Source organism: Mycobacterium sp. DL440 (assembly GCF_011745145.1).
GTDB lineage: Bacteria > Actinomycetota > Actinomycetes > Mycobacteriales > Mycobacteriaceae > Mycobacterium.
Genome location: NZ_CP050191.1, coordinates 4,000,256 through 4,012,549 on the forward strand (window position 1 = coordinate 4,000,256; position 12,294 = coordinate 4,012,549).

Here is a 12,294-nt window from a genome sequence, read left to right on the forward strand (position 1 = left end):
GTAGGGTGGTCAGCATGAGTGGATGGACCAGCGCCGACCTGCCCTCGTTTTCCGGCCGCAGGGTGATCGTCACCGGCGCCAACAGCGGGCTGGGGCTCGTCACCGCGCGTGAGCTCGCCCGCGTCGGCGCCAAGGTCACCGTCGCGGTGCGCAACCTGGAGAAGGGAACCGCAGCCGCCGAGACGATGACCGGCGGGCAGGTGGAGGTACGCAAACTCGACCTGCAGAACCTGGCCTCGGTGCACGAGTTCGCCGACACCGTCGAGAGCGTCGACGTGCTGGTCAACAACGCCGGCATCATGGCGGTCCCGCTGAGCCGGACGGTCGACGGCTTCGAGAGTCAGATCGGTACCAATCACCTGGGCCATTTCGCCCTGACCAACCTGTTGCTGCCCAAGATCACGGACCGGGTGGTGACGGTGTCCTCGCTGATGCACTTGATCGGGAAGATCAGCCTCCAGGACCTGAACTGGAAATCGCGGCCATATTCGGCGTGGCTGGCGTACGGGCAGTCCAAGCTGGCCAACCTGATGTTCACCTCCGAGTTGCAGCGCCGGCTGACGGCCTCGGGCTCGCAAGTGCGCGCCCTGGCCGCCCACCCCGGCTATTCGGCCACCAACCTGCAGGGCCAGACAGGCAACAAGTTCGGCGAGCGGATGATGGCGACCGCCAACCGGGTCTTCGCCAGCGAGCCGTCGTTCGGCGCACGTCAGACGCTGTTCGCGGTGTCCCAGGATCTTCCCGGAGACAGCTTCATCGGGCCGCGGTTCGGCCAGTTCGGCCCCAGTCAGCCGGTCGGACGCAGCCCGCTGGCCCGGCGGGTGGACACTCAGAAGGCCCTGTGGGAGCTGTCCGAAGAGCTCACCAAGACCACGTATCCGCTGTAGGGGCACCTGGCGATTTTTGGCAGCGATTTTTGCTGCTGGCCTGGTCTTTGCTACCCTGACCTGGCGTCACGGCGAGGGTGGACCCTTTGGACCACCGTTATCGGCGGGAACTTCTTCAAGTGTTGTGACCCTTGCCGTGCTGACGATCTGACCGCAGTACCGCAATAGAGGAGCAACACGACATGCCTAAGAACGCCCCCAACAAGCTGACCGCGACCGTGCGTAGCCGCACCGGCAAGGGTGCCTCGCGCCAGGCCCGCCGCGACGGCAACGTACCCACCGTGCTCTACGGCCACGGCACCGAGCCCCAGCACCTGGAGATCAACGCCCGCGAGTTCTCCGCCGTGCTGCGCCACGCGGGCACCAACGCCGTGCTGACCCTCGACATCGAGGGCAAGGAGCAACTGGCCCTGACCAAGGCGCTGGACATCCACCCGATCCGCCGCAACATCCAGCACGCCGACCTGCTGGTCGTGCGCCGTGGCGAGAAGGTCACCGTCGAGGTCACCGTGGTCCTCGAGGGCGATGCCGTCCCGGGCACCCTGGTCACCCAGGAGACCAACACCATCGAGATCGAGGTCGACGCAATGTCGATCCCCGAGCACCTGACCGTGTCGATCGAGGGCATCGAGGCCGGCACCCAGATCCTGGCCGGCCAGGTCGGGCTGGACGCCGGTGTTTCGCTGGTGTCGGATCCCGAACTGCTGGTGGCCAACATCGTCGAAGCCCCGAGCGCCGAGGACCTCGAGTCCGAGGGCGGCGGCGAGGCTGCCGAGGCCCCCGCCGAGGAGCCGGCGGCCGAGGCTGCCGAAGCCTCCGAGTAAGCATCCCTTTCGATGGCCGAGCCGCTGCTGGTGGTGGGCCTGGGAAATCCCGGGCCCGCCTACGCCAAGACCCGGCACAATGTCGGGTTCATGGTGGCCGATGTACTGGCCGCCCGCATCGGCTCGGCCTTCAAGGCGCACAAGAAGTCCGGCGCCGAGGTGATCACCGGCCGGCTCGCAGGAGCCCCGGTGATACTGGCCAAACCTCGGTGCTACATGAACGAGTCCGGCCGCCAGGTCGGACCGTTGGCCAAGTTCTACTCGGTCCCGCCGGGCCGGCTCGTGGTCATCCACGACGAGCTCGACATCGACTTCGGCCGGATCCGGCTCAAGATCGGCGGCGGCGAGGGCGGCCACAACGGGCTGCGTTCGCTCGCGTCAGCACTGGGCAGCAAAGACTTTCAGCGGGTCCGGATCGGGGTGGGACGCCCTCCGGGTCGTAAGGATCCGGCGGCGTTCGTGCTGGAGGCGTTCACCGCCGCCGAACGCACCGAGTTGCCGACGATCTGCGAGCAGGCCGCCGACGCCACCGAGCTGTTGATCGCTCAGGGCCTGGAACCGGCCCAGAACACCGTGCACGCCTGGTAACTCCGCCCTGTTACCAGTGAAACGGCCGGTCGAGGGTGAGCGTGCGTTCGGCTTGCGGGTACCAGCCCTGCGGCGCGTACTGGTCGGTGTGCAGATAGCACTGCACCCGGACCTCGGCGCTGCCCGGCCGAAACGTGAGGTGCCGACTGATCGGAAGCGTCGTGATCGGCATGTGATGGCGACTCAGCGACGCCACATTCATGAAATATGTTCCGCCCCAGGCCTGCTCGATGTGCGTCTTGCCACCATGCGAGTCGTCGGGGTTGGTGTGGGTGTGTCCGGCCAGCCACAACGCGACCGCACCGGGATGGTCGGTCAGGTACCGCTCGAAGGCGGCGGAGTCCGGCTTGCCGCCCACCCAGTACAGGTAGGACGCGCCCTGCGGGGTCCCGTCCAGGAACGGGCGATGGTAGTGCTCGTGGAGCGTCCCATCCGCACCGCGACGTACCCCTTCCCATTCCCCTGACGCCACCGTGGTGTCTTTGAGGACGTAGTGATGCACCGTGACAATGATCGAATCACGGTTCTGCTCAACCATGTTCGCCCACCATTCAAAGGTCTCCTCAGAGACCACGCCACCTGGATTGCCGCCGAGGGTTCCCCGGCCGACTTCCTGCGACGGCTCGTTACGGTCGCTGAGCATCAGGAAGAGCAGGTTGCCGACGCGGAACGAATACCGTTCCCAGGTGCCGGTGACCGGGTACGGCCGGGCCGCGGCGTCGACGCCGGAATGCGCAGTGTGCACGCCGAGCGGGTCGATCCACTTCTGCCACCACCACGCATCGGGCTCGGAAAGCCCACTACGGTCATGGTTTCCGCACACCGAGTACACGTCTTCGCGCCGGTGGGTGCGCATGGCCGAGAGTTGCCGGCGGACCTCACGCCCCTCGTCGTCGTCGGGCAGGCTGTGGTGCGCACCGGACATGTCGCCGACATCGACGGCGATGTCCCAGTCGAACGGCGGGCCGCCGAGCGGGCCACCGAACTCCGAATGCCGGATGGCCTCGGCCAGACTTTCCCTACCGAATTGCCGATCGGTACCCACGTGGGCGTCACCGAACGCCCACAGCCGAAAGTCGCCCTGCGGTGTCGTCATCGTCGCGAAAGATTGCCACCACGGGGCCACTCAGTCCGCCATTGCACTCAGGGTGATTTCAATGGCCGGTCAACGGCCCGGATTCCGCTGTCGACCACCTTCACGGTCTTGTGCGGATAACGCTTCTCGGCGTGCGCCTTGGCCACGGAGTTCGGCAGCACATACAGCGTTTCGCGTTTCTCCTGTAGGGGTTTGAGCACCCGGTCCATGAACTCCTTGCGGTCGTCGAGGTAAGGCTGGATCACGTCCTCCCCCGCCGGGCACACCGCCAGGCAGTAGGCGGCTTTGTAGTTGGCCTTGAACGACAGGCTCTGCCACATCGAGGCATTTTCTGAATCGCTGACCCGGGAACGGAAGTCATCGGCATCGACACTGTCGGCGATGGTCTGCGCCCAGTCAGTGAACCCGCCCATGAACTCGCGGTAGTTGTGCACCGAGCAGGCCAGAAAGTCGAACTCACCGCCCTTGCCGATGGCCCCCACCGGGCAGGCCGCCACACACAGCTTGCATTCCAGGCATGGCGAATAGTCCAGCGGCACACCATAATCACTGACCGGTGCACCTACCAGAATGGTGGCCAGCAGGATGAAGTTGCCGAATCGCGGGTGGATCACGTTGCGATGGATTCCCATCACCCCCAGGCCCGCCGCCACGGCGACCGGCTTGTGCGCCACCACCCAGATGCGCCCCGGGAATCGGTCCATCTCCATCGGGAAGGTGGCCGACGGGTTCACCGCGCGATGGCCGGCATCCTCCAGTGCGCGGGTGATGCGGTGGGCGGCCCCGTTGATGATCTCGCCGCTGCGGTGGAACTCCTGGTTGGCCACACTGCGGGTGGACGAGCGCACGTTGTCGCGGTTCATCTTCACCACCAGCGAGATGTAGCTGCGGGTCCCGGGCAGCGCGGCCTCGACGTGGTCACGCTCGGACGCCAGGGCGGGGTCGTCCACGCCGGCGAAGGCGACGTCGTCGGCCCCGGCGTCCAGGCACAACTGCCGCAGCCAGTCCGCGTCGATCGACTCCGGAACCGCCGGTTCCGGCCGGGCGTGCACCGCGCGCACAGTCGGATGGTCAGCCAGGCGAGGTGGAAGTTTCGGCTCCATGAAGTCTGAGTATAGTTATCTATACCCAGACTGCAAGGATCGCTGCGATTGCTGTAAAAAAACCGTTCAGGCCCGATGCGGGCGCACCTCAGACGGGTACACCCGAGATATGGACGGCATCCGGTTACTGACCCCACTGCTCGACGGCCCCCGGCGGTGGGGTTGCGTGGAGGTCCGGCCGGGCCGTTTCGGCATCACCTACTACCGGCTGGTGGTCTATCCGCCAGGTTTGAGCACCACCGAGCGTCGCCTGGTACGGCTGGCCCGAGGGTGGCCGCTGTGGGGGATGCTCGTGTGGCTGCTGTGCCAGCTCTGGCTGGGCGGGCAGATGTCACCCTGGCCGGCATTCGGCGCGTCCACCGCGGTGTTCCTGGCAGCCGGCGCCATCGCACTCGGCCTGTCCGGTGGCGCGTTCCACCGCGTACGGACACAGTGCGCGACGACGATGGCCGGCTGTGACGATCCGGGAACTCAGATGGCCCGCGGGCGCCTGGTTGTGCTCGCTGCGACGCTGTTGGACGCAGATGAACGCCGCGACCGCGGTGAGCTGACCGCCGTGGATCACGAGCTGATCTGGTGGCAGGTCTACAACCGGATGGGCGCCGACCACGGCGCAAGTACCAAGCAGGCCGGCTGATGTCGGACATGCTCGAGGTGATGTCGATGATGGCGGTGCCGGCCGCGACGCTGTTGATGTTGCGCGGCTACGCAATTCGGCAGAACCGGGTCGCCGAAACGGCTGAGCGCCCGGCGCACGCGACGACTCCGTAAACCCCACGAGCGGGCGTGCCACCAAAGGCACGCCCGCTCGCAGGTACTCCTACTACGAGGTCGCCTAGCGGCGTCCCCCCGGCATTCCGAGCCACGGGAACACCGGGATGTTGGCGGGCGGCGCCGTCGTCCCGGGCCTCGCCTTGATCGACGTGCTGCCGTTGGTCGTGCAGATGGTCTTGGTGGCCGTTTCCTGACAGGTCGGCCGAGCTGACGCCATCGGCGCCGAAATCACCGATGCTGCAGCCAAACCCACCAACACAACGGCAAACTTACCGCGACCTGTCATCATGTCCTTCCCCTTCCGGGCTACGACCGCGATACCAGAACGGTCATGCGCTGATCCGCTCATCAGGGGCAGGCCGATACAACGACGTGGGAGTCCGCATCGAGCGGGGTGTTGTTTGCCGCCGCGCGGTTGAACGCGTCCTCGCGGGCAGCCTCCACCGTCGCCCCGGCCCCGCCGGCCACCGCGTGGTTACTGGGGCTGGCGACGGACACGATGCACAGGTTGTCGTTGGTCACCTCGTCGGCGGTACATTCCACGCCACCGGCGCTCTCGCAGGCCGCGATCACCGCCGCGGACGCCTCTTCACTGGTGTCACCCGTCGCAGTGAAGCCACCCAGGGTGTCGACGAATTCGCCGGTACCCACGGCCGCAAATATGTCTTCGGGATCCTCGACGTAACCGCCGGGACCACCCGCCCACGCGGTGCCAGCGGTAATCCCGGCAGCGATAACGCCCGCGCCGAGGATCGCCGAAACCCATCGGGATTTGACCATGCCGGTCCTCTCGTCAAATTAGTTTCGGCGTCAGAATACACAGGTCACACACAGTTCACCTGCCGTCCAACAAATGATTTGCGTGTCGTTTCACGACCAATGGCAACCAGTACGCGTCGCGTTGCGACAGAAGACAAACCGGCCCGCTTCACCGACACGGGTCCGAGTGGGCGCAAAATGCTGCCCACGAGCGGCGTGCCGCGCGGCAGACGCGCACGCTCACGCTGCAAAAGCGCGAAAGCGCGAAAGACTAAGTGACCAGGGAAACCGAGTTCGCGCGACGCAGCTTGCCCGACGGGGTCTTCGGGATGCTGCCGGGCCCGAGCACCACCACGTTGCGCGGACGCATGTCGACCTCGGATACCACCTCGTGCGCCACCTGATGCTCGATCCGGCGCACTTCGGCCGGATCCTGCCAGGCGTTGGATTCCACGGCGACGGCGAAGGTCTCGCGCGAGTGCCCCGCATCCAAGCGGACCGCCACGGCGCAGCCCGGGCGGACGCCTTCCACCCGGCCCGCCGCACGTTCGATGTCCGTCGGGTAGATGTTGCGCCCGGCCATGATGATCACGTCCTTGACGCGGCCGCACACGATGATGTTGCCCTCCTCGGTGATGTAACCGAGATCGCCGGTGTCGTACCAGCCGTGCTCATCCTGGGCCGGCAGGAAGCCGCCCATGGTGAGGTAGCCGGGGGTCAGGGACTCGCCGCGCAACTCGATGACGCCGACGCCGCGGGCCAGCATGACATCGCCGTGCTCATCGACGACGCGGGCCTCCAGGTCCTTCAGCAGCGGGCCCAGTGAGGCCAGCCGCCGGGTGTTGCCCTTGGTAGCGGGCACGGCCTGGCGCAGCGCGGCCAAAAGGTCGGCGTCGACCTCGTCGACCACCAGGCCGCTGTCGCAGGGCGAGAACGACACCGCCAGGCAGGTCTCGGCCATGCCGTAGGCCGGAAGGATCGCCGATGACCTCAATCCGAACGGCTTGCCCGCGTCGAGCAGGTCCTCGACGTCTGCAGGCTCCACCGGCTCGGCACCCGAGAGGGCGAACCGCAGAGTGGACAGATCGAATTCGCCGGGCTTGGCCTGGCGGCGCAACCGCTTGGCGAACAGCGCGTAGGCGAAGTTGGGCGCCGCGGTCATGGTGCCCTTGTACTTGTCGATCAGCTTGGCCCACAGCAGCGTGTCGCGCAGGAAGTCCATCGGCGTGACCTTGACCAGCTCGGCGCCGAAGTACATCGGGATCGTCAGGAAGCCGACCATGCCCATGTCGTGGAAGCAGGGCAACCAGCTGACCATGACGTCCTTGTCGACGTCGTACTGCGCACCGATGAACATCGCCTCGGCGTTGGAGTGGATGTTGCGGTGCGTGATCTGCACGGCTTTGGGAGATCCGGTCGAACCCGACGTCAGCTGCATCAGCGCCAGATCGTCCTCACCCGTCTCGACCGGGTCGATCGGGTCGGCCGCCAGCAGGTCGGCGACCTTGACCACCTTGATGCCCTTTTCCTCCAGCACCGGGATGGCGACCAGGAACGGCTCGGAGACGATGACGGCGTCCGCCTCGATCATGCCGATCACGTTCATCGTGTCCTCGGCCCACACCGCGAGGTCGGTGCGCGGGGTCGGCTGGTGAAGCATCGTCAGGCTCGCGCCGCGCATCCACACGCCCTGCGCGGTTGGCGCGATCTCGACGGGGAAGCCGGCCAGCACACCGACGGCGTCGCCGTGACCGATACCCGCGGCGGCCAGACCGCCTGCGATGCGGCGGGCCCGCTCGTGAACCTCACCCCAGGTGTGGCGAACCGGCTCATGCGGCTCACCCGTCACCATGCCGCGCTTGCTCTCACGAGCATTGCGGAACATCTTCTCGGTGAATCTGCTCACGACGACCTCCTTGGGTTCCGCGGTCCCGGCACCGGCGGCAGTACGCCAGGTGCAGTTGCCCGGTTATCCATGCTCCGCCTGGTGTACACCGCTTTTGGGTAGGCGCGCGCACACGATTGGGGAGCAGTTATGTCTCGAAAAGGTGATGCCCCAGAACCGGGTGTACGTCTGGGCGACCACCCACCGTCGTGGACGGCGGGCGCACAAGTCGCATCCGATGCAAGATCGCTAGCATTCACCGTCGATCATCTTAAGAGACCCTTAAGTAACTGCCAAACCCTCGCGTTAATTGAGGTCTGCGTCACATTTTTTTCAGGCGGACGTCGACGGCTCCGGAACGACGCGGGCACCGCTCACGGGACCGCTGGCAACCCGCACCGTCCGGCACACGCCGGCCCCGGCGAGTTCGGTACCCACGTCCACCGCAGACGTCGACGACGAGCACAGGAACGCACACGTGGGGCCGGAGCCGGACACGATGCCGGCCAGGGCGCCGGCCTCCACGCCGGCACGCAACGTCCGGCGCAGATCCGGGTACAGGCTCAGCGCGGCCGGCTGCAGGTCATTGGCGAGCAGCGCGGCCAGTTCGGCCGGATCACCGGACGCCAGCGCGGCCAGCACGGGCTCGGGCTCCTCGGCCCGCGGCGGGCCTCCTGTCGAGGTGTCCGCGCGCAGCCGGTCCAGCTCGCCGAACACCTTCGGGGTGGACAGGCCCTTGTGTGCGAACGCCAGCACCCAGTGGAAGGTGTTGCGGGCCAGCACCGTGGCCAGCTCCTCACCGCGGCCGGTACCCAGCGCAGTACCGCCGTGCAGCGCGAACGGGACGTCACTGCCCAGCCGAGCCGCCAACGCGTGCAGATCGCGCCTGGGCACCCCGAGCTCCCACAGCGTGTTCATGGCCACCAGCACCGCGGCCGCGTCGGCGCTACCCCCGGCCATACCGCCGGCCACCGGGATCGACTTGTCGAGGCTGATCGCCACGTCCGGCGACCGGCCGACATGCTCGGCCAGCAGCTCGGCGGCGCGCCAGGCCAGATTGCGTTCGTCGGTGGGCACCGACTCCACACCCTCACCCTCGACCGTCAGCGACAGCATGTCGGCATTGCGCACCGTCACCTCATCCAGCAACGACACGGCATGGAACACCGTGGTGAGGTCGTGGTAGCCGTCGTCCCGCACATCACCGACGGCCAGGTACAGGTTCACCTTGCCGGGGACGCGCACCGTCACCGAACCGGTGGGGACCCACTCGGACGCGGTACTGCCATCGGATGCCGACACGGCCACGACACTATCGCCGCCCACCCACAGTTGTCGGTGAACTTAGGCTGAGACGGTGCCCTCACCCGAGGTGGAAATAGCGGGATACACCGCGACGAAAGTCGTGGGGAACGGCGGCTCAGCCGTCGTATATCAGGCACGCGACCCCAACGGGGCCATGGTCGCACTCAAGATTCTCGATGATCGGCACCGCCTGCCCGCCCAGCTGGACCGGCTGCAACGCGAGTTCGACTTCGCCCGTCAGGTCACCCACCCGAACATCGTCACGGTGTACGCGGCGGGCCCGGGCTGGCTGGCGATGGAGTTCCTGGACGGCGGCACGGTGAACAACCTGCCCGGCATCGCCGAGCGGCTCACCGCACTGACCCAGATCGCCGGGGCACTCGATCACGCCCACCGTCTCGGCATCGTGCACTGCGACGTGAAACCCGCCAACATCCTTGTCGATCAACCATTTTCGAGAGCGGTACTGATCGACTTCGGGGTGGCCCACTCGATGGCCGCGGACGTGGCCGCCAAGCTAGCCCAGGACCGGCATGTCCGGATGAGCCTCGACCCGGCCCGGCGCATCACCCGCCAGCCGTCCCGGCCACACCCGGATATCCAAGCGTCACTGCCCTATTCGGCACCCGAGCTACTCAGTGGCCGGACGCCGCTGGCGGCGACGGACCAGTACGCGCTGGCCTGTACGACGGTTGAGCTGCTCACCGGATCGCCGCCGTTCTTCGCGGATACCGCGACAGCCCTGATCGATCACCAGCTGTACAGCCGGCCGCCACGAGTATCGCAGCGGTGCAACTGGATTCCACCTTCGGTGGACTCGATCATCGCCACGGCGATGGCGAAGGACCCGGACCGGCGACACGACACATGTTCGGAGTTCGTCGGCCTGATCACCGAGGCGTTCGGGTTCCCAACGTGAAGAAGATCGCGGGATTTTCGGGAAATCTCGCGATCTTCTTCACATTGGAGACAAACTAAAGCTGCGCCTCGACCTCGGCCGCGACTTCGGCCGCAGCCTCACCCTCGGCTTCCTTGGCCCGCTGCAGGAGCCGGACGTAGTCGGCGATGCCGAGCGTCTCGCCACGGCGTGACGGGTCGATGCTGGCGGCCAGCAGCCGCTCGGCCGACTCGTTGCCCGAACCTGCCCAGTCCGCGAACGCGTTACGCGAGGTCTTTCGCCGCTGCGCGAATCCGATGTCGATGAGCTGGAACACCTCATCGCGGAACTCGGCGTCCGTCGGCCACGGCGATGTCTCGTACCGGTCGATGCGGACCAGTCCGGAGTACACCCGCGGGATCGGCCAGAACACCGTCGGCGACACCATCCCGTGCCTGCGGACGTTTCCGTAGAAACGCGCCTTGGCACTGGGCACGCCGTAGTCCTTGCCACCGGGATCGGCCGCCAGGCGCTCGGCCACTTCGGCCTGCACCATGACCATCACCGTCCGGATCGACGGGAACTCGGCCAACAGGTGCAGCAGTGCGGGCACCGCCACGTTGTACGGCAGGTTCGCCACGAGCGCGGTCGGCTGATCGGTGAGATCAGACGGCATCAGCGTCAGGATGTCCTGATTGATCACCGTGAGCCGATTGATCTCGCTGTGGGAATGATCGGCGACGGTGGCCGGCAATTGCTTGGCCAGCACCGGGTCGATCTCCACTGCGGTCACCCTGGCACCGCGGTCCAACAGGGGCAGAGTCAGCGACCCGAGACCGGGTCCGACTTCGAGCACATGGTCGTTCCGGTGAATCCCGGAGGCCGACACAATGCGCCGAACGGTGTTGGCATCATGAACGAAGTTCTGGCCAAAGGCCTTGCGTGGTCGAAAGTCGATCTCTTTCGCCAAGCGTCGTATCTCGGTCCGCCCGAGCAGTCGAATAGTCAGCGCGCCCCAATCCTCCCACTACACACTGGCCAAGCTCCCCAACCCTGCCGGGCCTGCGTCACCGTAGCAATCGCAATCTGCTCTTCTCTAGTCGCCAGATCGGCCCTCGGAGCATACCGCAGACCACCCTGTCGCTCCCAGGTGTTCTGGTCGAATTGGACCCCACCAAAAAATCCGTTACCAGTGTTAATGGCCCAGTTACCTCCGGCTTCGCACTGTGAAAGTGCGTCCCAGGCACCACCGTTGGTAACCGGCGGAACTTCGGTGCCCGGCTTTGCTCCGACCCGCAATACGCCGTCGCGCGCCGGGTTGATCACGACATTGGCTACTGGCAGTCTGCCGGTCTCCACACCGTTCACCTTGGCCACCGCGTAGGTCACGTCCTGGGTACCCGGGGCGCCGGGCTCCTCGACGACCTGGCGGCTCATGTTCATGTCGGCGTCTTCGATACGCCGGTGGCCCGGCTCCAGCGCGACGCGCTCGGTGACCTTCTCGATGCGCATGCGGGTCACCTGAACCTGCATACCCTCGGTGACCGGGGTCGATGCGGCCGGAACGACCGTGTCGTTCTGCTGCAGCGGGTTCCCCGCAGCGGCGAGCAGACCGGCCACATTCGGGGCAGCCAGATGCACCGTCTGTACAGTGCCGCCGTCGTCGATCCGGACAGTCTTGGCACTCACCACAGGCAGTGCCATGCCACCCAGCGGAACCCTGCTGCCGCGGGACGCCGCGGCGGGCGCCTTGTCGGTCATCTTCAGCTGCGCCAGGGCCTCGTCCACGGTCGAGGCGGTGGTCCACACCTGCTTGCTGTCATTGCCGTCCAGCGACAACTCCAGGGGCCGACTGCGGCGCAGAACGATGGTGTCGGCCTGGTGCACGGACTCGTCGGCCGTGGGGTAGAGATCATCGCGATCGCCAACCGAGAAACCGTTCTCCTCGACCACGTCGATCACCCGCGACTTCATCGTCGTCACGGTCATCGGCGCGCCGTCGACGCTCAGCGTGACGGTCTTGTGCGATTCGACGGCGTAGCCCCCGGCCGCAGTCAGCGTGACCAGCAGGGCTCCGACCACGCCACGCAGCAGCGGCGATCGGGATTCATGAAGTTTGTTCAGCGCGTCCATATACCCGCATTTCGGCTCGGACGGCATAGTTCACCGCCGGCGGTTGAGGTTTGATCACAAGAC

General features: G+C 66.4%; 14 protein-coding genes. 6 read left to right on the forward strand and 8 right to left on the reverse strand.

The features are described 5' to 3' along the window. Positions 1–14 precede the first annotated feature (14 nt). The 3 genes from HBE63_RS19490 to pth all read left to right on the forward strand — a co-directional run bounded on the left by HBE63_RS19490 (position 15) and on the right by pth (position 2,299). The gene (locus HBE63_RS19490; protein ID WP_166906211.1) at positions 15–887 is read left to right on the forward strand and encodes an oxidoreductase; all 873 of its coding nucleotides are present in this window, start codon (positions 15–17) and stop codon (positions 885–887) included. 182 nt (positions 888–1,069) lie between these two features. Then, positions 1,070–1,711 carry a 50S ribosomal protein L25/general stress protein Ctc gene (locus tag HBE63_RS19495; protein ID WP_166906212.1) on the forward strand — a complete coding sequence of 214 codons (642 nt, stop codon included), beginning with the start codon at positions 1,070–1,072 and terminating at the stop codon, positions 1,709–1,711. A 12-nt stretch (positions 1,712–1,723) separates the two neighbouring features. Continuing rightward, positions 1,724–2,299 carry an aminoacyl-tRNA hydrolase gene (gene pth / locus HBE63_RS19500; RefSeq protein ID WP_166906213.1) on the forward strand — a complete coding sequence of 192 codons (576 nt, stop codon included), beginning with the start codon at positions 1,724–1,726 and terminating at the stop codon, positions 2,297–2,299. A gap of 10 nt (positions 2,300–2,309) precedes the next feature. Here pth and HBE63_RS19505 read toward each other — a convergent pair whose 3' ends face one another. Together HBE63_RS19505 and HBE63_RS19510 are read right to left on the reverse strand one after the other, a co-directional pair. Beyond that, positions 2,310–3,395, reverse strand: coding sequence for a hypothetical protein (locus tag HBE63_RS19505; protein ID WP_166906214.1), 1,086 nt, complete (start codon positions 3,393–3,395; stop codon positions 2,310–2,312). 47 nt (positions 3,396–3,442) lie between these two features. Then, positions 3,443–4,498, reverse strand: a complete 1,056-nt coding sequence (locus HBE63_RS19510) for a 4Fe-4S binding protein (protein ID WP_166906215.1) — start codon at positions 4,496–4,498, stop codon at positions 3,443–3,445. Positions 4,499–4,607: 109 nt separating this feature from the next. Here HBE63_RS19510 and HBE63_RS19515 point away from each other — a divergent pair, with 109 nt between their 5' ends. Together HBE63_RS19515 and HBE63_RS31740 are read left to right on the forward strand one after the other, a co-directional pair. Next, positions 4,608–5,135 (forward strand): DUF6611 family protein, encoded by a 528-nt coding sequence (locus HBE63_RS19515; protein WP_166906216.1) that lies wholly within the window; start codon positions 4,608–4,610, stop codon positions 5,133–5,135. Next, a complete protein-coding gene (locus HBE63_RS31740; protein ID WP_256367885.1) occupies positions 5,135–5,269 on the forward strand; it encodes a hypothetical protein in 135 nt (44 codons plus the stop codon). Before HBE63_RS19515 ends, HBE63_RS31740 begins: the two co-directional genes overlap by 1 nt. Before the next feature lie 64 nt (positions 5,270–5,333). Here HBE63_RS31740 and HBE63_RS19520 read toward each other — a convergent pair whose 3' ends face one another. From HBE63_RS19520 to HBE63_RS19535, 4 genes are all read right to left on the reverse strand, one after another. Then, positions 5,334–5,561 (reverse strand): hypothetical protein, encoded by a 228-nt coding sequence (locus HBE63_RS19520; protein ID WP_243858165.1) that lies wholly within the window; start codon positions 5,559–5,561, stop codon positions 5,334–5,336. Positions 5,562–5,620: 59 nt separating this feature from the next. Beyond that, positions 5,621–6,052, reverse strand: coding sequence for a DUF4189 domain-containing protein (locus HBE63_RS19525; RefSeq protein WP_166906217.1), 432 nt, complete (start codon positions 6,050–6,052; stop codon positions 5,621–5,623). Positions 6,053–6,302: 250 nt separating this feature from the next. Next, the gene (locus tag HBE63_RS19530) at positions 6,303–7,937 is read right to left on the reverse strand and encodes a fatty acyl-AMP ligase (RefSeq protein ID WP_166906218.1); all 1,635 of its coding nucleotides are present in this window, start codon (positions 7,935–7,937) and stop codon (positions 6,303–6,305) included. Positions 7,938–8,249: 312 nt separating this feature from the next. Further along, a complete protein-coding gene (locus HBE63_RS19535; RefSeq protein ID WP_166906219.1) occupies positions 8,250–9,218 on the reverse strand; it encodes a 4-(cytidine 5'-diphospho)-2-C-methyl-D-erythritol kinase in 969 nt (322 codons plus the stop codon). A gap of 55 nt (positions 9,219–9,273) precedes the next feature. Here HBE63_RS19535 and HBE63_RS19540 point away from each other — a divergent pair, with 55 nt between their 5' ends. Next, positions 9,274–10,140, forward strand: coding sequence for a serine/threonine-protein kinase (locus HBE63_RS19540; RefSeq protein ID WP_166906220.1), 867 nt, complete (start codon positions 9,274–9,276; stop codon positions 10,138–10,140). Between the two features lie 55 nt (positions 10,141–10,195). Here the strand turns inward: HBE63_RS19540 and rsmA are convergent, their stop codons facing one another. Both rsmA and HBE63_RS19550 read right to left on the reverse strand, forming a co-directional pair. After that, positions 10,196–11,107, reverse strand: a complete 912-nt coding sequence (rsmA, locus tag HBE63_RS19545; protein ID WP_166909984.1) for a 16S rRNA (adenine(1518)-N(6)/adenine(1519)-N(6))-dimethyltransferase RsmA — start codon at positions 11,105–11,107, stop codon at positions 10,196–10,198. Next, positions 11,104–12,231 (reverse strand): resuscitation-promoting factor, encoded by a 1,128-nt coding sequence (locus HBE63_RS19550; protein ID WP_208301167.1) that lies wholly within the window; start codon positions 12,229–12,231, stop codon positions 11,104–11,106. Before HBE63_RS19550 ends, rsmA begins: the two co-directional genes overlap by 4 nt. Positions 12,232–12,294: the final 63 nt, after the last annotated feature.